Below are 21644 nucleotides of genomic sequence, written 5' to 3' on the forward strand. Positions count from 1 at the left end.
GTGGCGAGGGAGCTTGCTCCCGCTGAGTGCGCAGCGCTCCCTTTCTTTTGGGGCCGCTACGCAGCCCAGCGGGAGCAAGCTCCCTCGCCACAGGTGCGTCGTTTTTTTCGCCTGCGGGTTATCAACCCTTCATCACCTGCGCCAGCAGCTCGTAGGAATGAATCCGGTCGGCATGCTCATACAGGTCGCTGGTAAAGATCAGCTCATCGGCGCCGGTCTGCTCGATCAACACGTCCAACTTAGCGCGAATCTTCGCCGGGCTACCGACCATGGCCAGGCCCAAGAAGCTGCCCACCGCGTCTTTTTCATGGGGCAGCCACAGGCCGTCCATGGTTTTCACCGGTGGGCGCTGCACCAGGCTTTGCCCGCGCATCAGCGCCAGAATACGTTGGTACACCGAAGTGGCCAGGTAGTCGGCCTGCTCATCGGTGTCGGCGGCCACCAGCGGAATGCCGAGCATCACGTAGGGCTTGTCCAGCACGGCTGAAGGCTTGAAGTGATTGCGGTACACGCGAATCGCCTCGTGCATCAAACGGGGTGCGAAATGGGAGGCGAAGGCGTAGGGCAAACCGCGTTCACCGGCCAATTGCGCGCTGAACAGGCTCGAACCAAGCAGCCACACCGGCACGTTGGTGCCGGTACCGGGTACGGCGATGATCCGTTGGTCGGGCGTGCGCGGGCCCAGGTAGGCCATCAGTTCGGCCACATCTTCCGGAAACTCGTCAGCACTGCCGGAGCGTTCACGGCGCAGGGCGCGGGCGGTCATCTGGTCGGAACCAGGCGCGCGGCCCAGGCCCAGGTCGATGCGGCCGGGGTACAGGCTTTCCAGGGTGCCGAACTGTTCGGCAATCACCAACGGCGCGTGGTTGGGCAGCATCACGCCGCCGGAGCCGACGCGAATCGTCGAGGTGCCACCGGCCAAATAACCCAGCAACACCGAAGTGGCCGAGCTGGCGATGCCGTCCATATTGTGGTGTTCAGCCACCCAGAAACGGTTGTAGCCGAACTTTTCCACGTGCTGGGCCAGGTCCAGCGAGTTGCGCAGCGACTGCGCAATGCTGCCGTTGGCGCGCACGGGCACGAGGTCTAGGGTCGAGAACTTCACGTCGGACAGCGATTTCATAAGCCTGCTTCTCCATTAGGTGCGCAGGCTTATAGACGAACCAAAACCTGCCGCTTCATGTGCATGCTCTATGCAATGAGGGCATATACCCGAGATTCAATAGCAGCCTGCGAAATTTCCTACTGAATCGCTAGGTTTCTCCGACAAGATGAACTTTGCCGGGCCGTCTATCCTCAGAACCCTTACTGACGCAAAACCACCGTTCGAGGAGAGAGCTATGAGTATCGTTAAAAAAGCATCCGCGCATTGGGAAGGTGATCTGAAAACTGGCCTGGGTTCCATCTCCACGGAAACCGGCGTGCTGCGCGAAGCACCCTACGGCTTCAAGGCCCGTTTCGAAGGCGGCAAGGGCACCAACCCTGAAGAATTGATCGGCGCGGCTCACGCGGGCTGTTTCTCCATGGCGTTTTCCATGATTCTGGGCGATGCCGGCCTTAAGGCTGACAGCATCGACACCCAGGCTGAAGTGACCCTGGACCAGGTGGAGGGCGGCTTTGCGATTACCGCCGTGCATCTGATTCTGAAAGCCAAGATCCCCGGCGCAAGCCAAGCGCAGTTCGAGGAACTGAGCAAAAAGGCGAAGGAAGGCTGCCCGGTGTCGAAAGTGCTGAACGCAAAAATCAGCCTGGATGCCACGCTGGTCTAACTGACGCAGTAAGATCCCCTGTGGGAGCGGGCATGTGTGAGAGCCGGGCTTGCCCGCGATAGGTTCACCTCGTTTAGCCAGTTGTATCGAGGCGTTGCCATCGCAGGCAAGCCAGCTCCCACACCAGCCCGCTCCCACAGTTTGTTGTGCGTTAAATCAGAACTCGTGTTTCCAAAATGTGGTCGAATAGCCTAGGCGCACACCCGTGCGCAGTGCATTCACGGAGCTTCACACATGAAACGTTTTGCCTTGGCGATCATTTGCGGTGTATTGGCCACTTCGGCTGTGGCCGCGCCAAAAGATTGTGAAGAGCTCAGGAAAGAAATTGAGGTAAACATCCAGGCCAAGGCGATTCCGTCTTACACCCTGGAAATCATCACCGCCGAAGAAGCCAAGAATCATGACAGCGCCATGATCGTAGGCTCCTGCGAAAACGGCACCAAGCGCATCATCTATCAGAAGAACAGCGACTGATCAGATGCAGTTAACACTGCGCTCTTCAGCCAACAGCTGACGCGCCGCGTTGTACAGCCGGATGTTGGGTGTAAAAGCCAGCGAGCGCCCTTCCAGCACATAGCGCTGGCCTGCCTGGAAGTTGTCGTATTGCAGGGTCATGAAGCAGGTTCGGTCATGGGTCTGGTCCAGGCCGCCAAAGCCCGTCCCGGTGTTCACTTCGAAATCAAAGCGCACCATCAGCTCATGGCTGCCCGGTGGCACCTGAAAGAAACGCCCGTCGTTGAGATTCTTGCCGTCCAGGCGCTGAGCCATCACCAGTTTGGCGCCGGGTGTCGGCGTGGCGAAATCGATCCAGGCCTGGTGCGGGTCGACCGGCGGGATGGGGGTCGAAGCGCAGGCGCTGAGCAACAAGGCGGTGACGGGTAGCAAGAGCTGGCGCATGGCGGGCACTCAACGGTGGGTAAGAATTGGAACTGGCAGCCTGTGGCAACAGACTCTGTATCAGTATAAACACGCCACGGCATGGAAAAATTCCGCTCAGGCAGGATAGTCTGGCGGGCAAATAACCCAGGGGCGGTCGGTGCATGGTCAGGCGTTTTCTTCCAGGGTTGATGGTGCTGCTGCTCAGCGGCTGCTCCAGCGTGAGTTACTACAGCCAGTTGGCCAGCGGCCAGTGGCAGTTGCTGCGGGCTCGTGAGCCGGTTGCCGAGGTCATCGCCGACCCTGCTCGCCCACAGGCGTTGCGCGATCACCTGGTGCAATCGCAAAAGGCCCGCACCTTTGCCAGTGAGCACCTGCACCTGCCTGACAACCAGAGTTACCGACTGTACGCCGACATCGGCCGGCCTTATGTGGTCTGGAACGTGTTCGCCACGCAGGAGTTTTCCCTGTCGCCTGAAACCCACTGCTTCCCCATCGCCGGGTGTGTGGCCTATCGAGGTTATTACAATCAGGGCGCAGCACGCGGCGAAGCGGCGCTATTGCAGCAACAAGGCATGGACGTGTCGATTGGCGGCGTCGAAGCCTATTCCACCCTGGGCTGGTTCAACGACCCGATCATGAGTTCGATGATGAGTTGGGGTGACGAGCGCCTGGCCACGCTGATCTTCCACGAGCTGGCGCACCAGCGTTTTTATGTAAAGGACGACACCGAGTTCAACGAGTCCTACGCTAACTTCGTCGAGCAGGAAGGCACGCGCCAATGGCGTGCGGCGCGGGGCCTGGCGCCGCTGAGCAATGCGGCGTTGCAGCAGCGCGACCAATTTATCCGGCTGGTGCTCGATACCCGCAAACGCCTGGCGGCGTTGTACGCACAGCCCTTGGCGGTGGACGTGATGCGCCAGGCGAAAGCGGCAGAGTTCGAGCGTTTGCGCAGTGAGTACCGGCACATGCGCGACAGCCAATGGGGCGGTGACAAGCGTTATGACGTGTGGATCAACCAGCCGATGAACAATGCGCGGTTATTGCCGTTCGGGCTGTATGACCAGTGGGTGCCGGCGTTTGCGGCGTTGTTTGCGCAGCAAGGCGGGGATTGGGTGAAGTTCTTTGCGGCGGTGGAGAAGCTGGGTGGGTTGCCGGTGGAGCACCGTAAGGCGGCGTTGCGGCAGTTGGAAGGTGGTGGCCGGTAGGGCCTTATCGCAGGCAAGCCAGCTCCCACAGTTTGAATTGTCAACACGGTCAAATGTGGGAGCTGGCTTGCCTGCGATAGCGGCCTCAGGGCCGCTGCAAAAACGCCTGATGCATCTGCTCAAGCGTCTCAAAATGCCAAGTCGGCGCCTCGGCATTCAACTCCTCATAACTACCAAACCCATACCCCACCGCCGCCGAATCCAGCCCATTGCTGCGCGCGCCGATCAAGTCATGTTTGCGATCACCAATCATCAAAGTGGTCGCCGGGTTCAAACCCTCTTCGCTCATCAGGTGCGCAATCAGCTCAACCTTGTTGGTGCGCGTGCCATCCAGTTCGCTGCCGTAGATCACCTTGAAGTGCTTGGCAAAATCAAAATGCCGGGCGATCTCACGGGCAAACACCCACGGCTTGGACGTGGCCACATACAGCTGGCGGCCTTGGCCATTCAGTTCTTCAAGCAACGGCATCACGCCGTCGAATACGCGGTTTTCATACAGGCCGGTGACCTTGAAGCGCTCGCGATAAAAATTCACCGCTTCCCAGGCTTTGGCCTCATCGAAGCCATAGAACTGCATGAAGGCTTGCAGCAACGGCGGGCCGATAAAGTGTTCCAGCTTGGTCAGGTCCGGCTCGTCGATGCCGAGTTTGCCAAGGGCGTACTGGATCGAGCGGGTGATGCCCTCGCGCGGGTCGGTCAGGGTGCCGTCCAGGTCAAACAACACGGTTTGGTATTGCTGGGTCATCGGTCGAATCCTTCAGCCAGGTGCAAATCTTTGAGCTTCACGTAGTTCGCGGCGCTGTAGGTGAAGAAGGCACGCTCTTTGTCAGTCAGTGGGCGGATTTGTTTAACCGGGCTGCCCACGTACAAAAAGCCGCTCTCCAGTTTCTTGCCGGGCGGCACCAGGCTGCCGGCGCCGATGATCACATCGTCTTCCACCACCGCGCCGTCCATCACGATGCTGCCCATGCCGATCAAGATGCGATTGCCGACCGTGCAGCCGTGCAGCATGACTTTGTGGGCGATGGTGACGTCATCGCCGATCAGCAGCGGGAAGCCGTCCGGGTTGAACGGCCCGGCGTGGGTGATGTGCAGCACACAGCCGTCCTGCACGCTGGTGCGCGCACCGATGCGGATGCGGTGCATGTCGCCGCGAATCACGGTCAATGGCCAAACCGAGCTGTCGGTGCCGATTTCGACATCGCCGATCACCACCGCCGAAATATCGACAAAAGCCCCGGCGCCCAGGGTTGGCGTGTGGTTCTGATAGGTGCGAAGGGTCACGATAGCCTCTCTCTTATAGGTTGATAGCTGCGGTGGGTGTTGATTGTAATTAAGATGGCCCCATCTTTGTCTTATCAGTTTCTTCAGCCAAGGTACCCACCGTGAGCGCGAACAACCCACTTTTGCAGTCCTACGACCTGCCGCCGTTCTCGGCGATCCGTGCCGAGCACGTGCAGCCGGCCATTGAACAGATCCTCGCCGACAACCGCGTTGCCATCGAAGGCATCCTGCAAAGCCAGGGCAAAAACCCTACGTGGGCCGGTTTGGTACTGGCCATGGACGAACTGAATGACCGTCTGGGCGCCGCCTGGAGCCCGGTCAGCCACCTCAACGCCGTGTGCAACAGCGCTCAATTGCGCGAAGCCTACGAGGCTTGCCTGCCGGCATTGAGCGCCTATTCCACCGAGATGGGCCAGAACCGCGAACTGTTCCAGGCCTTCGAAGCCTTGGCTAACAGCCCGCAAGCCGACGGTTTCGATGTGGCGCAAAAAACCATTCTGGAACATTCGCTGCGTGACTTCCGCCTGTCGGGTATCGATTTGCCGCCAGAGCAGCAAAAACGCTACGCCGAAGTGCAGAGCAAACTGTCGGAGCTGGGCAGCAAGTTCTCCAACCAACTGCTGGACGCTACCCAGGCGTGGACCAAGCACGTCACCGACGAAGCCACCCTCGCCGGCCTGACTGATTCGGCCAAGGCGCAAATGGCCGCCGCCGCCCAGGCCAAAGGCCTCGATGGCTGGTTGATCACCCTGGAATTCCCAAGCTATTACGCGGTAATGACCTACGCCCAGGACCGCGCCCTGCGTGAAGAAGTCTACGCGGCCTACTGCACCCGCGCGTCGGACCAAGGCCCGAATGCCGGTAAGAACGATAACGGCCCGGTGATGGAACAGATCCTCGACCTGCGTCAGGAGCTGGCCAAACTGTTGGGCTACGCGTCGTTCTCCGAGCTGAGCCTGGCGACCAAAATGGCCGAGTCCAGCGACCAGGTGCTGAGCTTCCTGCGCGACCTGGCCAAGCGCAGCAAGCCGTTTGCCGCCCAGGACCTGCAACAGCTCAAGGCTTACGCTGCCGAACAAGGCTGCGCCGACCTGCAAAGCTGGGACAGCGGTTTCTACGGCGAAAAGCTCCGCGAACAACGTTACAGCGTGTCCCAGGAAGCCCTGCGCGCTTACTTCCCGATCGACAAAGTGTTGAGCGGCCTGTTTGCCATCGTGCAACGCCTGTACGGCATCGAAATCGCCGAGCAAAAAGGCTTCGACACCTGGCACCCGGATGTTCGCCTGTTTGAGATCAAGGAAAACGGCCAGCACGTCGGCCGCTTCTTCTTCGACCTGTACGCCCGCGCCAACAAGCGTGGCGGCGCGTGGATGGACGGCGCGCGCGATCGCCGCCGCACTGTTGACGGCGTGCTGCAAAGCCCGGTGGCGAACCTGGTGTGCAACTTCACCCCGGCCGACAGCGGCAAGCCTGCACTGTTGACCCACGATGAAGTGACCACGCTGTTCCACGAATTCGGCCACGGCCTGCACCACTTGCTGACCCGTGTTGAACACGCGGGCGTGTCCGGCATCAACGGCGTGGCCTGGGATGCGGTGGAACTGCCGAGCCAATTCATGGAGAACTGGTGCTGGGAGCCGGAAGGCCTGGCGCTGATCTCTGGCCACTATGAAAGCGGCGAGCCGCTGCCTCAGGACCTGCTGGAAAAAATGCTCGCGGCGAAGAACTTCCAGTCCGGCCTGATGATGGTGCGCCAGCTGGAATTCTCGCTGTTCGACTTCGAACTGCACGCCACCCACGGCGATGGCCGCACGGTAGCGCAGGTGCTTGAAGGCGTGCGCGATGAGGTCTCGGTGATGCGTCCGCCAGCCTACAATCGCTTCCCCAACAGCTTTGCGCACATCTTCGCTGGCGGTTACGCGGCGGGTTACTACAGCTACAAGTGGGCCGAAGTGCTGTCTGCCGACGCTTTCTCCAAGTTTGAAGAAGACGGCGTGCTCAATGCCGAAACCGGCCGGGCATTCCGTGAAGCGATCCTGGCGCGCGGTGGCTCCCAGGCACCGATGGTGCTGTTCGTCGACTTCCGCGGACGTGCGCCGTCGATTGACGCACTCTTGCGCCACAGCGGCCTGAGTGAGGACGCAGCAGCATGAGTGATGGGCCTGTGGTGACTAAAAAGCAATTTATCGCCGGGGCGGTCTGCCCGGCGTGCGAAGAGTTGGACAAGTTGAAAATGTGGACCGAAGACGATGTGCCGCACCGCGAATGTGTGGCCTGCGGCTATTCGGACACGCTGAATGAGCAAGGCAATTCGGTGCCCAAGGAATTGGGCACGCGGGTCAATACGTCAGCGTTGAAGGCGCCTGCGGACCCGAAGGTGCAGGCGGTGCAGTTTTTCCCTAATCCCAAGCTGAAAAAGGACTGATACCTGCTTAAGGTGTGAGTACTAACTCGGTGTCTTTCTTGGGGTCGACACGGCTGTCACTGGCCGTGTTGATCCAGCTTTTCATCGAGCACAACGCAAACTCACTGGTGCTGCAGTCGCCATTGGCCAACGCGGTACGCAACTTGTCGATATCGGCCTTCATCATGTAGCGAACACCGTCTTTAAAGCCGCTACTTGAACCAAAGCCGCCCAGCGTCATCTCGTTCAGCGCATCCTCCTTGCTCCACCCCTGAATCACCACCCGATACATCGCCGCCATCAGGCCAGTGCGATCGGAGCCGTGCTTGCAGTGCATCAGCACCGGGCCCTGGGTTTCGGCTTCCTGGATGGCCCTGAGCGCAGCCAGCACGTCAGCATCGTCGACATGGTTGGTGCGATACGTCAGCTGCACCTGTTTGATATCAGACGTCTTCAGCCAGGGCGCATCAGATTCCGACAGGAAGTTGATCACTGTGCCGATCTTCAGATTTTGCAGCACAGGCAGCGCAGTGCTGTCCGGCAACGCACTGCGATACAGCGTGGGCGTCATCTGGTGCAGGTTGAATTGGTCGCCCACAGGCTGTGCCCACTCAGGCGAGCGGATAGACGTAGCCTCGTCGGCCTGGGCCTGCAGCGTGGTGAACAGTGCCATGAACGCCAGGCCAAGGGCGGGCAACAATCGAATCGTGAACATGCGCGTAGAGACCGAATGGGATAGGGCTGATGGGCTACAGATTCGCCTGCGAGGGGTCAATGACGTGTGAGGTGGCCGTCAAAGAATCGTGAATCCGCCATCTGATCCGCTGTTTTTCGCGCTGAATCGATTTCTCTTAATGCTTAGGCTGCTATCATTTGTAACTATTGATTGCCAGTGTGTTCTATCCCTTTGGATCCAATGCCCTGGCAAACCATCACGCTGCTCCCAGAAGCGGCGGATAAACCCGTGACCACATGATGAGGTGCACCTATGTCTGATCAAGATCAGGACAACCCGCGGCGTGACTTTTTACGCAAATCCTTGACCTTGATCCCGGTGGTCACGGTTGCCAGCACTGGCCTTGGCGGCTCGATGTTGATGGCCACACCGGAGCCGGTGCAGGCCGCTCCCGCCAAAACGCCCGTCAGCGACAAAACCTACGAGCCGAGCTACTTCACGGCTGAAGAGTGGGCGTTTATCAACGCCGCCGTCGCCCGCCTGATTCCCGCGGATGCCCAAGGCCCAGGCGCCCTCGAAGCCGGCGCGCCGGAATACATCGACCGCCAGATGAACACGCCGTATGCCGCTGGCGCGCTGTGGTTCATGCAAGGCCCGTTCAACGCCGATGCGGCGCCAGAGATGGGTTGGCAGAGCAAACTGGTGCCCAAAGACATCTATCGCCTGGGCATTGCTGCCACGGATGCGTGGTCGAAGGCGTTCAACGGTAAAGCTTTTGCTGCGCAAGACAGCGCTACCCAGGATGACATGCTGCGTCGTATGGAGGCGGGCGGCGGCGAGATGACCGCGCATTTCGAGGCCGTACCGGCCAAGATGTTCTTCAACCTGTTGCTGCAAAACACCAAGGAAGGCTTCTTCTGCGACCCGATCCACGGTGGCAACAAAGGCATGGTCGGCTGGACCATGATCGGCTTCCCCGGCGCCCGCGCCGATTTCATGGACTGGGTTGAACGCAACGAGCAATACCCCTTCCCGGCTGTTTCCATTCGCGGCGAGAGGGCATAAACGTGGCGACCATCATGAAGAAAGTGGACGCGGTGATCGTGGGTTTCGGCTGGACCGGCGCGATCATGGCCAAGGAGCTGACGGAAGCTGGCCTCAACGTGGTAGCGCTGGAGCGCGGCCCGATGCAGGACACTTACCCGGACGGCAACTATCCCCAGGTCATCGACGAACTGACCTACAGCGTGCGTAAAAAGCTCTTTCAGGACATCTCCAAGGAGACGGTGACCATTCGCCACAGCGTGAATGACGTCGCCTTGCCCAACCGTCAGTTGGGTGCGTTCTTGCCGGGCAATGGCGTGGGTGGAGCGGGCCTGCACTGGTCGGGCGTGCATTTTCGTGTCGACCCGATCGAGCTGCGCATGCGCAGCCACTATGAAGAGCGCTACGGCAAAAATTTCATCCCCAAAGACATGACCATCCAGGACTTCGGCGTGAGCTATGAAGAGCTGGAGCCGTTTTTCGACTACGCCGAAAAAGTCTTCGGCACCTCCGGCCAGGCCTGGACCGTAAAAGGCCAACGGGTGGGTGAAGGTCGTGGCGGCAACCCGTATGCGCCGGATCGCTCCAACCCGTTTCCGTTGGAATCGCAGAAAAACACCGTGTCTGCGCAGTTGTTTCAGAAAGCGGCTACCGACGTCGGCTACAAACCCTACAACCTGCCGTCCGCCAATACTTCGGGGCCCTACACCAACCCCTACGGCGCGCAGATGGGGCCGTGCAACTTCTGCGGCTTCTGCAGTGGCTACGTGTGCTACATGTACTCCAAGGCCTCGCCGAACGTAAACATCCTGCCGGCGCTGCGTCAGGTGCCGAACTTTGAGCTGCGGGCCAATTCCCACGTGCTCAAGGTCAACCTCGACAGCACCAAGAGCAAGGCCACCGGCGTGACCTATATCGACGCCCAGGGCCGCGAATGCGAGCAGCCGGCGGACCTGGTGATCATCGCCTCCTTCCAGTTCAACAACGTGCGCCTCATGTTGCTCTCGGGCATCGGCAAACCTTACGACCCTATTACCAATGAGGGCGTGGTGGGCCGCAACTTTGCTTACCAGAACATGGGCACCATCAAGGCCTTCTTCGACAAGGACACCCACACCAACAACTTCATCGGTGCGGGTGGCAATGGTGTGGCCATCGATGACTTCAACGCGGACAACTTCGACCACGGCCCACACGGCTTCGTGGGCGGCTCGCCGATGTGGGTCAACCAGGCCGGCAGCCGGCCGATTGCCGGTACGTCCAACCCGCCGGGCACGCCGGCGTGGGGCAGCGCCTGGAAGCGCGCCACCGCCGATTACTACACCCACCAAGTGTCGATGGACTCCCATGGCGCGCATCAATCCTACCGGAGCAATTACCTGGATCTGGACCCGGTTTACCGCGACTCCTACGGCCTGCCGCTGCTGCGGATGACGTTCGACTGGCAGGAAAACGACATCAAGATGAACCGCTTCATGATGGAGAAAATGGGCAAGGTCGCCGCGGCGATGAACCCCAAGGCCATTGCTGTGCTGGGCAAAAAAGTCGGTGAGCAGTTCAACACTGCGTCCTACCAGACCACCCACCTCAATGGTGGCGCGATCATGGGCACCGACCCGAAAACCAGTGCGCTGAACCGTTACCTGCAAAGCTGGGATGTACACAACGTGTTTGTCCCAGGCGCATCTGCTTTCCCACAAGGCCTGGGCTACAACCCTACCGGCCTGGTGGCAGCGTTGGCCTACTGGTCGGCGCGGGCGATCCGCGAGCAGTACCTGAAAAACCCCGGCCCACTGGTTCAGGCATAAGGAGCGATGACCATGAAAGCACTTGTTATCGCGAGTTTCGTCCTGTTCAGCAGCTGTTCGGTAAGCGCGGCTGAAACCGATTTGATCAAACAGGGTGAATACCTGGCACGCGCCGGTGACTGCGTGGCCTGCCACACCGCCAAGGGTGGCAAACCCTTCGCCGGTGGGCTGCCGATGGAAACCCCGATCGGGGTGATCTATTCCACCAACATCACCCCGGACAAAACCGGCCTGGGCGACTACAGCTTCGAAGACTTCGACAAGGCCGTGCGCCATGGCGTCGCCAAGAACGGTAGTACGCTTTACCCGGCGATGCCGTACCCGTCCTACGCACGTGTCAGCGACAGCGACATGCAGGCGTTGTATGCGTACTTCATGAAGGGCGTGGAGCCCGTCGCCCAAGAGAACAAGGACAGCGATATTCCCTGGCCCTTGAGCATGCGATGGCCGTTGGCAGCCTGGCGCTGGATGTTCGCGCCGGCGGTCGAGGAGCATCAGGTGCAAGCCGCAGCCGACCCGGTGGTCGCTCGCGGTGCCTATCTGGTTGAAGGCCTTGGCCATTGCGGCGCCTGCCACACCCCGCGCGCCCTGACCATGCAGGAAAAAGCCCTCAGCGCTACTGACGGCAACGCGTTCCTGTCCGGCAGTGCGCCGCTGGAAGGCTGGATCGCAAAAAGCCTGCGCGGCGACCACAAGGACGGCCTTGGCAGCTGGAGCGAGGAGCAGCTGGTGCAGTTCCTCAAGACCGGCCGCAGTGACCGCAGTGCAGTGTTTGGTGGCATGAGTGATGTGGTGGTGCACAGCATGCAGTACATGTCCCAGGACGACCTCACCGCGATTGCGCGATACCTCAAGAGCCTGCCGGCGGTGGACCCGAAGGATCAGCCGCATCAGTACGACAAGCAGGTGGCCGAGGCGCTGTGGAAAGGTGACGACAGCAAGCCGGGCGCGTCGGTGTATATCGACAACTGCGCGGCGTGCCACCGTACCGACGGCCATGGCTACACGCGGGTGTTCCCGGCGCTGGCGGGTAACCCGGTGTTGCAGACGGCGGACGCCACCTCGTTGATCAACATCGTGTTGAACGGCGGCACCTTGCCGGCTACCCACACGGCGCCGTCGACCTTCACCATGCCGGCGTTCGCATGGCGTCTGTCGGACCAGGAAGTCGCGGATGTGGTCAGTTTCGTCCGTGGCAGCTGGGGCAATCAAGGCGCACCCGTCAAAGCCAGTGACGTGGCAGACCTGCGCAAGAGCGATATGCGCACCACGTCGGGTGACGACTTGGGGCAGGTCACGCAAAAGCACTGATCCTGCCTGGCCGCCAAACGGCACTGGTCAGAAACCTCGCGCCTCGATACTGTATATAAAAACAGTATCGAGGCGTTTTCATGACTACTGCGCTGCCGCCCCGTGGCCGGGGCACGGCCACTAACCTGCACAACCGCTTTGCGCCGACCGTCAGCGTGGCCGAAGACGACGGCTGGTTCCAGGAAGTGCCGCCGACCCAGGGCACCGAAGTGCGTATCGAAACGGCCAAGAGCATCATCACCCGCAACAACTCGCCGGACTTGCCGTTTGATCGCTCGATCAACCCCTATCGCGGCTGCGAGCATGGCTGCATCTACTGCTATGCGCGGCCCAGCCACGCCTATTGGGACCTGTCGCCAGGGCTGGATTTCGAAACCAAACTGATTGCCAAGACCAACGCCGCCGAGGTGCTGGAGCAACAGCTGTCCAAGCCAGGTTATGTGTGTGCGCCGATCAACCTGGGCTCCAATACCGACCCGTACCAGCCTATCGAGCGCGACTACACAATCACCCGGCAAACCCTCGAAGTGCTGCTGCGCTATCGGCACCCGGTGACCATCATCACCAAGGGCTCGTTGATCTTGCGCGACCTCGACCTGCTTACCGAATTGGCGAGTCAGCGGTTGGTGGCGGTGATGATCAGCCTTACCAGCCTGGACGACGAGCTCAAACGCATCCTGGAGCCGCGCACGGCGGCGCCCAAGGCGCGGTTGCGGGCAATTCGGGTGATGCGCGAGGCGGGTATCCCGGTGGGTGTGCTGTGCTCGCCGATGATTCCGATGATCAACGACAGCGAGCTGGAAAGCCTGCTGACCGAAGCCCACGCTGCCGGTGCGCAGAGCGCCGCCTACATGATGCTGCGGCTGCCGTTGGAAGTGGCGCCGCTGTTCGAGGAATGGCTGGCGGCGCATTACCCGCAACGTGCGGCCCATGTGATGAGCCTGGTGCGTCAGGTGCGCGGCGGCGAGGTGTATGACAGCCGTTTCGGCGTGCGCATGCGTGGCGAGGGGCCGTTTGCCGATTTGCTGGCGCAGCGTTTCAACAAAGCGATCAAGCGGCTGGGGCTCAATCGACGGGAGGGGTTTAATCTGGATTGCACGGCGTTTTGCCCACCGGGCAGGCAGATGGCATTGTTGTAAACTGAGGAGAACGATGGCGTCATGCTTTAGGAATAGTCGCGTTTTGACATCACTGAAACCCGCGTTCTAGAGCGGTTCATTCAGTTTGAGTTAAGTTTCGGCGGTTACCTTGTTCAGCGAGTGACTGATGAGTCGGCGCCTTGGTTTGTTTAGTTTTTCAACTTTTCCGATAGCCAGACGTCGAACTGACTGAACACTCCCCTGCATTAATTAAGAGGATGAATCATGAGTGACAAGGATAAACAGCCGTTGGCTGCGTCGGCTTCAGCCCCTGAGGTGGCGGAGTCTGCCGATGCAGCGTTAAAGCACATCGTTGACGGCTTTTTGCATTTCCATCACGACGTCTTCCCGCAGCAGGAAGAACTCTTCAAGAAACTCGCCACGGCCCAGAGCCCACGGGCGATGTTTATTACCTGCGCCGACTCGCGCATCGTGCCCGAGCTGATCACCCAAAGCTCCCCCGGCGATTTGTTCGTGACGCGTAACGTCGGCAACGTGGTGCCGCCCTACGGCCAGATGAATGGCGGGGTTTCCACCGCCATCGAGTACGCGGTACTCGCCCTGGGCGTACAGCACATCATCGTGTGCGGGCATTCCGATTGCGGCGCCATGCGCGCAGTACTCAACCCCGACAGCCTGGAAAAGATGCCGACGGTACGGGCCTGGTTGCGTCACGCCGAAGTTGCCAAGTCCATGGTCGAAGACAATTGCGACTGCGCCAATGAAGGCGAGAGCATGAAGGTGCTGACCGAAGAAAACGTCATTGCCCAATTGCAGCATCTGCGTACCCACCCTTCCGTGGCTTCGCGCATGGCCAATGGTCATTTGTTTATCCATGGTTGGATCTACAACATCGAGACCAGCGAAATCCGCGCTTACGATGCAGACCAGGCGGCATTCAGACCGCTGAACGGCACCGAGCCGATTCCTTGCGCGACGCCTAGAGCGCGCTTCTAAAACACTTCCCTGCCGGGTCTAGCGGTGGCTGCCATGGATGCAGCCAGGCTTTGCCGCGCCCGGCGAATCCCTCGGGAGAGCCATCATGCGTGCTGCTCAATTGAAAGCTGTATTGCCACGGGAGCTGCTGGCCTCGGTGGTTGTGTTTCTGGTCGCCCTGCCCTTGTGCATGGGTATTGCGATCGCGTCCGGCATGCCGCCGGCCAAGGGGCTGATCACCGGGATTATCGGTGGCCTGGTGGTGGGTTGGCTGGCGGGCTCGCCACTGCAGGTCAGTGGCCCTGCGGCGGGTTTGGCGGTGCTGGTGTTCGAGCTGGTGCGGCAACACGGGATGATGATGTTAGGGCCGATCCTGTTGCTGGCGGGTTTCCTGCAACTGGTGGCCGGGCGCTTGCGCCTGGGCTGCTGGTTCCGGGTCACGGCGCCGGCGGTGGTGTACGGCATGCTGGCAGGCATCGGCGTATTGATTGTGCTGTCGCAGGTGCATGTGATGCTCGACGGCGCGCCCAAACCTTCGGGGCTGGATAACCTGGCAGGCTTCCCGGCGGCCGTGGCCGAAGCGATCCCGACGCTGGGCGGCGGTCTTGGTTGGCAGGCTGGCTTGCTGGGGCTGTCGACCATGCTGGTGATGTACTGCTGGGATAAATTCCGTCCGCAAACACTGCGTTTCGTCCCGGGTGCCTTGCTGGGTGTGGGCCTGGCGACGGTAACCAGCCTGGTGCTGGCGTTGCAGGTCAAGCGCGTGGAAGTACCGGAAAACCTCGCCGACGCCATCGACTGGCTGCGCCCCAGCGACCTGCTGAACCTGGCCGATCCGCAACTGCTGATCGCCGCCTTCGCCGTGGCGTTTATTGCCAGCGCTGAAACACTGTTGTCTGCAGCGGCCGTCGACCGGATGCACAGCGGCCAGCGCTCCGATTTCGACAAGGAGCTGTCTGCCCAAGGTGTAGGCAACATGCTCTGCGGTTTGGTTGGCGCCTTGCCGATGACCGGCGTGATCGTGCGCAGCTCGGCCAACGTGCAGGCCGGCGCTACCACGCGGCTGTCGGCGATGTTTCATGGTGTGTGGCTGCTGGGCTTTGTGTTGCTGCTGTCGAGTGTGCTGCAAAGCATTCCGGTGGCGAGTTTGGCGGGCGTGCTGGTGTACACCGGGATCAAGCTGGTAGACGTCAAAGCCTTTCGCGCGCTGGGCCGTTATGGGCGGATGCCGATGTTTACCTACGCCGCCACGGCATTGGCGATCATCTTTACGGACCTGTTGACTGGCGTGTTGGTGGGCTTTGGGCTCACGTTGCTGAAGCTCGCGTTTAAAGCTTCGCGATTGAAAGTCAGCCTGATCGATTTGCCCCAGGACGGTGAAATGGAGCTGCGATTGACCGGTGCGGCGACCTTCCTGAAAGTGCCGGCGCTGACTCAGGTGCTGTCGTCGGTGCCTGCGGGGACCACCTTGCATGTGCCGCTGAGCAACCTGAGCTACATCGACCATTCGTGTCTGGAGTTGCTGGAGGAATGGGGCCGGGCCAATGCGGCCAAGGGCTCGACGCTGGTGATCGAGGCGCGGGGGTTGAAGCGCAGGCTCGAAGGCCGGGTGCGGACGACGGTGGGGATAGGTTCGGCGCCGCCAATCACCTGACGAAACCGGATCAAAACTGTGGGAGCGGGCTTGCTCGCGAAAGCGGTAGATCAGTCAACATCACTTTGGCTGACACGCCGCTTTCGCGAGCAAGCCCGCTCCCACATTCAGATCTATGTTGGCTTGAAAATCAGGCTGGCTGATCCAGCGATAACTCAACGCCCAGTTGCCGCGACAGGCACGGCCAGCGCTTCCACGCCGCTTCCGTGTTCGGGCTCTTGAGTGTTTCGCGATACGCCTCAACCGACTCCAGCGCAAAGCTCTCTTCGTTGAGCATCTCATCCACCGCCAAATGCACCGCTTCATCCAGCTGATTGGCGAATTGCTCACCGATCAGTTGATGGGCAATCAAGTTGGCGACGGTGGTATCTGCCGGAATCAACGGCTGGCCGAAATGCTTGATATACAGGTCGTTGACCTCTTCAACCAAGCGGTGAGCCAGGTAGGCCTCATCCAGCAGGCCGTCCAGGCCTTCATGGCCGGCCAGGATTGCAGGCGGCTGCAGGAAGAAATGCTCGGCGATTTTCAGCACCGGTTTGATCTGGCTTTCGATACCGGCTTCGCGGGCCACATCGTTCGCGGCTTCCAGCAAGTCCGGAACCAGTTCGATGTAGGCAGTGACAAAGCGGGTCATGACAATGTTGCTATCACCGTCAGCCAGGGAGATGGCCGAATGCAGGTGCGGCAATTGTTTTTCCAGTTGCAGGGCAAGCTGGCCCGTAGTGGCTTCGTGTTGATGGGCACGGGAAATCTGCTCGCGCAATGCGGCGGTGTTCATGAAGGCTCCAGTGAAACAGGCGTAGGAAAAGGAGAGGATAAGGTAGCTCGTTTATACGAGCGCCTAAGACGCATTTGTCATAATTATTTCATGGTTATGCGTGTGCGTTATATCGAAATGCCATCGTTCGTCGGATAAACGTTTGCGCCCCCGGTTTTATTGGGGCCGCCCGTCTGTTTTTGCTCATTTGCCCCTACACATTGCGGGGTTGCAGGCGCTGTCTATACTCGGGTTTGTACGCAATTAGCTGATGACGCCCAACTGCATGACGCAGGCAAGGCTTGGCGGTTGTAAGCAGTATGGAAGCCGCTCCCTTCGCCGCAGGTGCAAACCGGCGGGATAACAAGAAACATAAAGGGGAACCCGCAATGACGCGACATCCACACGTTTGGATGGGCCTACTGTTGTGGTCAGTATTCGGCCAGGCGCACGCCGCCTGGACAACGAATATGGCGCCAGGGGCTACTGAAGTCAGTCACGCCGTGTTTGACCTGCACATGACCATTTTCTGGATCTGTGTGGTGATCGGCATCGTCGTGTTTGGCGCGATGTTCTGGTCGATGATCCTGCACCGCCGGTCCACGGGCCAGGTGGCGGCCAAGTTCCACGAGAGCACCACCGTGGAAATTCTCTGGACCGTAGTGCCCTTGCTGATCCTGGTGGCCATGGCCATTCCGGCAACCAAAACCCTGATCAACATCTACGACAGCAGTGAGTCGGATATCGATATCCAGGTCACCGGCTATCAGTGGAAGTGGCACTACAAATACCTGGGCCAGGACGTGGAGTTCTTCAGCAACCTGGCCACGCCCGCCGAGCAGATCCATAACCAGGCGACGAAGGGCGAGCACTACTTGCTCGAAGTCGACCAGCCGCTGGTGCTGCCGGTGGGCGCCAAGGTGCGCTTTCTGGTGACGGCCGCCGACGTGATCCACTCCTGGTGGGTGCCGGCCTTTGCGGTCAAGCGCGATGCGATCCCCGGCTTCGTCAACGAGGCCTGGACCCGGGTCGAGAAGCCCGGCATTTACCGTGGCCAGTGCGCCGAGCTGTGCGGTAAGGACCACGGTTTCATGCCCATCGTGGTCGAGGTCAAATCCAAGGCCGACTACGACACCTGGCTGGGCGAGCGCAAAGCAGAAGCCGCCAAGCTCAAGGAGCTGACGTCCAAAGAGTGGACGCTGGATGAGCTGGTGGCGCGTGGCGACAAGGTTTACCACACCACCTGCGTGGCCTGTCACCAGGCCGAAGGCCAGGGCCTGCCGCCAATGTTCCCGGCGCTCAAGGGCTCGCCGATTGCCATCGGGCCTAAGGAAGACCACCTGCACCGCGTGTACTTCGGCAAGCCCGGCACCGCCATGGCGGCGTTCGGCAAACAGTTGTCGGAAGTCGATATCGCCGCCGTGGTCACCTACGAGCGCAACGCCTGGGGCAACAACAAAGGCGACATGGTCACGCCCAAAGACGTGCTGGCTCTGAAACAGGCGGAAAGCAAATGACGGCCTCAACTGCGTATGCCCTGAACCGCACAGCCCATTCCTTTGCAGGAGAACGGCCATGAGCACTGTGATCGACCATGGTCATGCCGACCATGCCCATGGCCCCGCCAAAGGCTTGATGCGCTGGGTGCTGACCACCAACCACAAAGACATCGGCACGATGTACCTGTGGTTCGCCTTCACCATGTTTCTGCTCGGTGGCTCATTCGCCATGGTGATCCGCGCCGAGCTGTTCCAGCCCGGCCTGCAGATTGTGCAACCGGCGTTCTTCAACCAGATGACCACCATGCACGGCCTGATCATGGTGTTTGGCGCGGTGATGCCGGCGTTCGTCGGCCTGGCCAATTGGATGATCCCGCTGATGATCGGCGCGCCGGACATGGCCTTGCCGCGCATGAACAACTTCAGTTTCTGGCTGTTGCCTGCTGCTTTCCTGCTGCTGGTCTCGACGTTGTTTACACCGGGCGGCGGGCCGAATTTCGGCTGGACCTTCTACGCCCCGCTCTCCACCACTTATGCGCCGGAAAGCGTGACGTTTTTCATCTTTGCCATTCACCTGATGGGCATCAGTTCGATCATGGGCGCGATTAACGTGGTCGCCACCATTCTCAACCTGCGCGCGCCGGGCATGACCTTGATGAAAATGCCGCTGTTCGTCTGGACCTGGCTGATCACTGCCTTCCTGCTGATCGCGGTGATGCCGGTGCTGGCCGGTTGCGTGACCATGATGTTGATGGACATCCACTTCGGCACCAGCTTTTTCAGTGCGGCCGGTGGCGGTGACCCGGTGCTTTTCCAGCATGTGTTCTGGTTCTTCGGCCACCCTGAGGTGTACATCATGATCCTGCCGGCGTTTGGCGCCGTCAGCTCGATCATCCCGACCTTCTCGCGCAAGCCGCTGTTCGGCTACACCTCGATGGTTTACGCCACGGCAAGCATCGCGTTTCTGTCGTTCATCGTGTGGGCGCACCACATGTTCGTGGTCGGCATTCCACTGGTGGGCGAGCTGTTCTTCATGTACGCCACGCTGCTGATCGCGGTGCCCACCGGCGTAAAGGTGTTCAACTGGGTCAGCACCATGTGGCAAGGCTCGCTGACCTTTGAGACACCGATGCTGTTCGCCGTGGCCTTTGTGATTCTGTTCACCATCGGCGGTTTCTCCGGGCTGATGCTGGCGATTGCCCCGGCGGACTTCCAGTACCACGACACCTACTTTGTGGTGGCGCACTTCCATTACGTATTGGTGCCTGGCGCGATCTTCGGCATCTTCGCCTCGGCCTACTACTGGCTGCCGAAATGGACCGGCCACATGTACGACGAAACCCTGGGCAAGCTGCACTTCTGGCTGTCTTTTGTGGGCATGAACATGGCGTTCTTCCCGATGCACTTTGTCGGGCTGGCTGGCATGCCGCGCCGGGTGCCGGACTACAACCTGCAGTTCGCCGACTTCAACATGGTTTCCTCAATTGGCGCGTTCATGTTCGGCGCCACGCAGATCTTCTTCCTGTTTATCGTGATCAAGTGCATCCGTGGCGGCCCGCCGGCGCCGGCCAAGCCGTGGGACGGCGCCGAAGGCCTGGAATGGAGCATCCCCTCGCCTGCGCCGTATCACACGTTTACGACGCCGCCGGAGGTCAAGTGAACGCTTTGTCGCAGGTCGACTCGGTCTCCTGTGGGAGCTGGCTTGCCTGCGATAGCGGTGTGTCAGGCGCCGAATCTATCGCCTGCCAGGGCCTCATCGCAGGCAAGCCAGCTCCCACAGAAAAGCCAGGAACGGGTGAGCGCCATGCTTGAGTCCGTCCCCATCAAGCGCCTGGTCACTCGCCTGCTGATCCTGGTCGTGGCCATGTTCGCCTTCGGCTTCGCCCTGGTGCCGATCTACGACGTGATGTGCAAGGCGTTCGGCATCAACGGCAAGACCGCCGGGCAGTACGAAGGTGAGCAGTTGGTGGACCCTACGCGTCAGGTGCGCGTGCAGTTCATGTCCACCAATGCCATCGACATGGTCTGGGAATTCCACTCCAAAGCCGATGAAGTCGTGGTCAACCCCGGTGCCGTCACCGAGATGCTATTCGTGGCCTACAACCCCACTGACAAACCCATGACTGCCCAGGCTGTACCGAGTATTTCCCCGGCCGAAGCGGCGATGTATTTCCACAAGACCGAATGTTTTTGCTTCACCCAGCAAGTGCTGCAGCCAGGTCAGCGCATTGAAATGCCCGTGCGCTTTATCGTCGATCGCGCCATGCCCAAGGATGTGAAGCATTTGACCCTGGCATACACGCTGTTTGACATCACTGCGCGCCAACCGCCGGTGGCCGTCCGTACCGGCGGCTAGCTACTGTTTGCCCCTTCAATCAGGAGAGCGAATACATGTCGTCTCATGATACGTACTACGTACCAGCGCAAAGCAAATGGCCAATAATTGCTACGTTTGGCATGTTGATCACGGTGTACGGCCTGGCCGTGTGGTTCAACGACCTCAAGGCAGCGCGCCCGGAATCCCACGGCCCGTGGATCTTTTTCGTCGGCGGCCTGTTGCTGGCCTACATGCTGTTCGGCTGGTTCGGCGCGGTAATCAAGGAAAGCCGCGCCGGTTTGTACAGCCCGCAGATGGATCGGTCGTTCCGCTGGGGCATGACCTGGTTCATCTTTTCCGAGGTGATGTTCTTTATCGCGTTCTTCGGTGCACTGTTTTATGTGCGGCATATGTCCGCGCCATGGCTGGCGGGCGAAGGCTCCAAGGGCGTCGCGCACATGCTGTGGCCGAACTTCGAATTTGCCTGGCCGTTGCTCAACAACCCTGACCCGAAAATGTACCCGCCGCCCGAAGGCACCATCAGCCCGTGGGGCTTGCCGCTGGTCAATACGATCTTGCTGGTCAGCTCCAGCGTGACCATCACCATCGCCCACCATGCGTTGCGCAAGGGCCATCGCGGCGCTCTGAAAATCTGGCTGGCGCTGACGGTGCTACTGGGTTGGGCGTTTTTGGGCTTTCAGGCCGAGGAGTACATGCACGCTTACAAAGAGCTGGGCCTGACCCTCGGTTCGGGCGTGTACGGCGCGACGTTCTTCATGCTCACCGGCTTTCACGGCGCCCACGTGACCATCGGCACCATCATTCTGTTCGTGATGCTGATGCGCATCCTCAAGGGGCACTTCAACGCCGAGCACCAGTTCGGTTTTGAGGCGGCCAGTTGGTACTGGCACTTTGTGGATGTGGTGTGGATCGGCCTGTTTTTCTTCGTTTATGTGCTGTGA

General features: G+C 60.2%; 21 protein-coding genes. 15 read left to right on the forward strand and 6 right to left on the reverse strand.

All coding sequences use genetic code 11. From position 1 onward, the window contains the following. Positions 1 to 121: 121 nt before the first annotated feature. Positions 122 to 1123, reverse strand: coding sequence for an LLM class flavin-dependent oxidoreductase (locus PSH96_RS00205; RefSeq protein WP_058420546.1), 1002 nt, complete (start codon positions 1121 to 1123; stop codon positions 122 to 124). 217 nt (positions 1124 to 1340) lie between these two features. On the opposite strand from PSH96_RS00205, the gene PSH96_RS00210 reads away from it, so the two are divergent. Both PSH96_RS00210 and PSH96_RS00215 read left to right on the forward strand, forming a co-directional pair. Continuing rightward, entirely contained in the window at positions 1341 to 1769 is a 429-nt protein-coding gene (locus PSH96_RS00210; RefSeq protein ID WP_056860982.1) for an OsmC family protein, read from the forward strand. Positions 1770 to 2003: 234 nt separating this feature from the next. Further along, positions 2004 to 2243: a DUF1161 domain-containing protein gene (locus PSH96_RS00215; RefSeq protein ID WP_056860983.1), complete on the forward strand. Its 240-nt coding sequence runs from the start codon at positions 2004 to 2006 to the stop codon at positions 2241 to 2243. Here PSH96_RS00215 and PSH96_RS00220 read toward each other — a convergent pair whose 3' ends face one another. After that, entirely contained in the window at positions 2244 to 2666 is a 423-nt protein-coding gene (locus PSH96_RS00220) for a hypothetical protein (protein WP_305456841.1), read from the reverse strand. A gap of 143 nt (positions 2667 to 2809) precedes the next feature. On the opposite strand from PSH96_RS00220, the gene PSH96_RS00225 reads away from it, so the two are divergent. Then, on the forward strand, positions 2810 to 3853 hold the full coding sequence (locus PSH96_RS00225) for an aminopeptidase (RefSeq protein WP_305456842.1): 1044 nt from the start codon (positions 2810 to 2812) through the stop codon (positions 3851 to 3853). Positions 3854 to 3938: 85 nt separating this feature from the next. Here the strand turns inward: PSH96_RS00225 and PSH96_RS00230 are convergent, their stop codons facing one another. Next, positions 3939 to 4598 carry an HAD family hydrolase gene (locus PSH96_RS00230; RefSeq protein WP_305456843.1) on the reverse strand — a complete coding sequence of 220 codons (660 nt, stop codon included), beginning with the start codon at positions 4596 to 4598 and terminating at the stop codon, positions 3939 to 3941. Next, positions 4595 to 5137: a gamma carbonic anhydrase family protein gene (locus PSH96_RS00235; protein WP_056860985.1), complete on the reverse strand. Its 543-nt coding sequence runs from the start codon at positions 5135 to 5137 to the stop codon at positions 4595 to 4597. Before PSH96_RS00235 ends, PSH96_RS00230 begins: the two co-directional genes overlap by 4 nt. 101 nt (positions 5138 to 5238) lie before the next feature. Between PSH96_RS00235 and prlC the strand changes: the two genes are divergently transcribed. Further along, positions 5239 to 7290 (forward strand): oligopeptidase A, encoded by a 2052-nt coding sequence (prlC, locus tag PSH96_RS00240; protein ID WP_305456844.1) that lies wholly within the window; start codon positions 5239 to 5241, stop codon positions 7288 to 7290. Then, positions 7287 to 7562, forward strand: coding sequence for a YheV family putative zinc ribbon protein (locus tag PSH96_RS00245; RefSeq protein WP_017137912.1), 276 nt, complete (start codon positions 7287 to 7289; stop codon positions 7560 to 7562). The genes prlC and PSH96_RS00245 overlap by 4 nt, the downstream gene beginning before the upstream one ends. Before the next feature lie 7 nt (positions 7563 to 7569). Here the strand turns inward: PSH96_RS00245 and PSH96_RS00250 are convergent, their stop codons facing one another. Then, on the reverse strand, positions 7570 to 8256 hold the full coding sequence (locus tag PSH96_RS00250; protein WP_305456845.1) for a dual specificity protein phosphatase family protein: 687 nt from the start codon (positions 8254 to 8256) through the stop codon (positions 7570 to 7572). Between the two features lie 273 nt (positions 8257 to 8529). On the opposite strand from PSH96_RS00250, the gene PSH96_RS00255 reads away from it, so the two are divergent. The 6 genes from PSH96_RS00255 to PSH96_RS00280 all read left to right on the forward strand — a co-directional run bounded on the left by PSH96_RS00255 (position 8530) and on the right by PSH96_RS00280 (position 16109). After that, positions 8530 to 9282: a gluconate 2-dehydrogenase subunit 3 family protein gene (locus PSH96_RS00255; RefSeq protein ID WP_305456846.1), complete on the forward strand. Its 753-nt coding sequence runs from the start codon at positions 8530 to 8532 to the stop codon at positions 9280 to 9282. 2 nt (positions 9283 to 9284) lie between these two features. Continuing rightward, the gene (locus tag PSH96_RS00260) at positions 9285 to 11069 is read left to right on the forward strand and encodes a GMC family oxidoreductase (protein ID WP_099488122.1); all 1785 of its coding nucleotides are present in this window, start codon (positions 9285 to 9287) and stop codon (positions 11067 to 11069) included. Between the two features lie 12 nt (positions 11070 to 11081). After that, positions 11082 to 12380, forward strand: a complete 1299-nt coding sequence (locus PSH96_RS00265) for a cytochrome c (RefSeq protein WP_305456847.1) — start codon at positions 11082 to 11084, stop codon at positions 12378 to 12380. 80 nt (positions 12381 to 12460) lie between these two features. Further along, on the forward strand, positions 12461 to 13519 hold the full coding sequence (locus PSH96_RS00270; RefSeq protein ID WP_305456848.1) for a PA0069 family radical SAM protein: 1059 nt from the start codon (positions 12461 to 12463) through the stop codon (positions 13517 to 13519). Between the two features lie 225 nt (positions 13520 to 13744). Further along, positions 13745 to 14476 carry a carbonic anhydrase gene (locus PSH96_RS00275; RefSeq protein ID WP_058420539.1) on the forward strand — a complete coding sequence of 244 codons (732 nt, stop codon included), beginning with the start codon at positions 13745 to 13747 and terminating at the stop codon, positions 14474 to 14476. Positions 14477 to 14561: 85 nt separating this feature from the next. Beyond that, positions 14562 to 16109, forward strand: coding sequence for a SulP family inorganic anion transporter (locus tag PSH96_RS00280; protein WP_305456849.1), 1548 nt, complete (start codon positions 14562 to 14564; stop codon positions 16107 to 16109). Positions 16110 to 16239: 130 nt separating this feature from the next. On the opposite strand, the gene PSH96_RS00285 is transcribed toward PSH96_RS00280, so the two are convergent. Beyond that, positions 16240 to 16887, reverse strand: coding sequence for a hypothetical protein (locus PSH96_RS00285; RefSeq protein ID WP_305456850.1), 648 nt, complete (start codon positions 16885 to 16887; stop codon positions 16240 to 16242). Positions 16888 to 17255: 368 nt separating this feature from the next. Here PSH96_RS00285 and coxB point away from each other — a divergent pair, with 368 nt between their 5' ends. The 4 genes from coxB to PSH96_RS00305 all read left to right on the forward strand — a co-directional run bounded on the left by coxB (position 17256) and on the right by PSH96_RS00305 (position 21644). After that, positions 17256 to 18383: a cytochrome c oxidase subunit II gene (gene coxB, locus PSH96_RS00290; protein WP_058420537.1), complete on the forward strand. Its 1128-nt coding sequence runs from the start codon at positions 17256 to 17258 to the stop codon at positions 18381 to 18383. Between the two features lie 58 nt (positions 18384 to 18441). Then, positions 18442 to 20025 (forward strand): cytochrome c oxidase subunit I, encoded by a 1584-nt coding sequence (ctaD, locus tag PSH96_RS00295; protein ID WP_017137901.1) that lies wholly within the window; start codon positions 18442 to 18444, stop codon positions 20023 to 20025. Between the two features lie 144 nt (positions 20026 to 20169). Next, positions 20170 to 20721 carry a cytochrome c oxidase assembly protein gene (locus tag PSH96_RS00300; protein ID WP_056860996.1) on the forward strand — a complete coding sequence of 184 codons (552 nt, stop codon included), beginning with the start codon at positions 20170 to 20172 and terminating at the stop codon, positions 20719 to 20721. Positions 20722 to 20756: 35 nt separating this feature from the next. After that, positions 20757 to 21644 carry a cytochrome c oxidase subunit 3 gene (locus tag PSH96_RS00305; RefSeq protein ID WP_017137899.1) on the forward strand — a complete coding sequence of 296 codons (888 nt, stop codon included), beginning with the start codon at positions 20757 to 20759 and terminating at the stop codon, positions 21642 to 21644.

Source organism: Pseudomonas sp. FP2338 (assembly GCF_030687515.1).
Taxonomy (GTDB): Bacteria; Pseudomonadota; Gammaproteobacteria; order Pseudomonadales; family Pseudomonadaceae; genus Aquipseudomonas; species Aquipseudomonas salomonii.

Bases quoted from the DNA above. Each gene is read 5' to 3' on its own strand.
- PSH96_RS00305 (WP_017137899.1), top strand. From the start codon at position 20,757: ATGTCGTCTCATGATACGTACTACGTACCAGCGCAAAGCAAATGGCCA.
- PSH96_RS00255 (WP_305456846.1), top strand. From the start codon at position 8,530: ATGTCTGATCAAGATCAGGACAACCCGCGGCGTGACTTTTTACGCAAA.
- PSH96_RS00275 (WP_058420539.1), top strand. From the start codon at position 13,745: ATGAGTGACAAGGATAAACAGCCGTTGGCTGCGTCGGCTTCAGCCCCT.
- ctaD (WP_017137901.1), top strand. From the start codon at position 18,442: ATGAGCACTGTGATCGACCATGGTCATGCCGACCATGCCCATGGCCCC.
- PSH96_RS00225 (WP_305456842.1), top strand. From the start codon at position 2,810: ATGGTCAGGCGTTTTCTTCCAGGGTTGATGGTGCTGCTGCTCAGCGGC.
- PSH96_RS00300 (WP_056860996.1), top strand. From the start codon at position 20,170: ATGCTTGAGTCCGTCCCCATCAAGCGCCTGGTCACTCGCCTGCTGATC.
- PSH96_RS00230 (WP_305456843.1), bottom strand. From the start codon at position 4,598: ATGACCCAGCAATACCAAACCGTGTTGTTTGACCTGGACGGCACCCTG.
- PSH96_RS00210 (WP_056860982.1), top strand. From the start codon at position 1,341: ATGAGTATCGTTAAAAAAGCATCCGCGCATTGGGAAGGTGATCTGAAA.
- PSH96_RS00250 (WP_305456845.1), bottom strand. From the start codon at position 8,256: ATGTTCACGATTCGATTGTTGCCCGCCCTTGGCCTGGCGTTCATGGCA.
- PSH96_RS00220 (WP_305456841.1), bottom strand. From the start codon at position 2,666: ATGCGCCAGCTCTTGCTACCCGTCACCGCCTTGTTGCTCAGCGCCTGC.
- PSH96_RS00280 (WP_305456849.1), top strand. From the start codon at position 14,562: ATGCGTGCTGCTCAATTGAAAGCTGTATTGCCACGGGAGCTGCTGGCC.
- PSH96_RS00245 (WP_017137912.1), top strand. From the start codon at position 7,287: ATGAGTGATGGGCCTGTGGTGACTAAAAAGCAATTTATCGCCGGGGCG.
- PSH96_RS00270 (WP_305456848.1), top strand. From the start codon at position 12,461: ATGACTACTGCGCTGCCGCCCCGTGGCCGGGGCACGGCCACTAACCTG.
- PSH96_RS00215 (WP_056860983.1), top strand. From the start codon at position 2,004: ATGAAACGTTTTGCCTTGGCGATCATTTGCGGTGTATTGGCCACTTCG.
- PSH96_RS00265 (WP_305456847.1), top strand. From the start codon at position 11,082: ATGAAAGCACTTGTTATCGCGAGTTTCGTCCTGTTCAGCAGCTGTTCG.
- PSH96_RS00205 (WP_058420546.1), bottom strand. From the start codon at position 1,123: ATGAAATCGCTGTCCGACGTGAAGTTCTCGACCCTAGACCTCGTGCCC.
- coxB (WP_058420537.1), top strand. From the start codon at position 17,256: ATGACGCGACATCCACACGTTTGGATGGGCCTACTGTTGTGGTCAGTA.
- PSH96_RS00285 (WP_305456850.1), bottom strand. From the start codon at position 16,887: ATGAACACCGCCGCATTGCGCGAGCAGATTTCCCGTGCCCATCAACAC.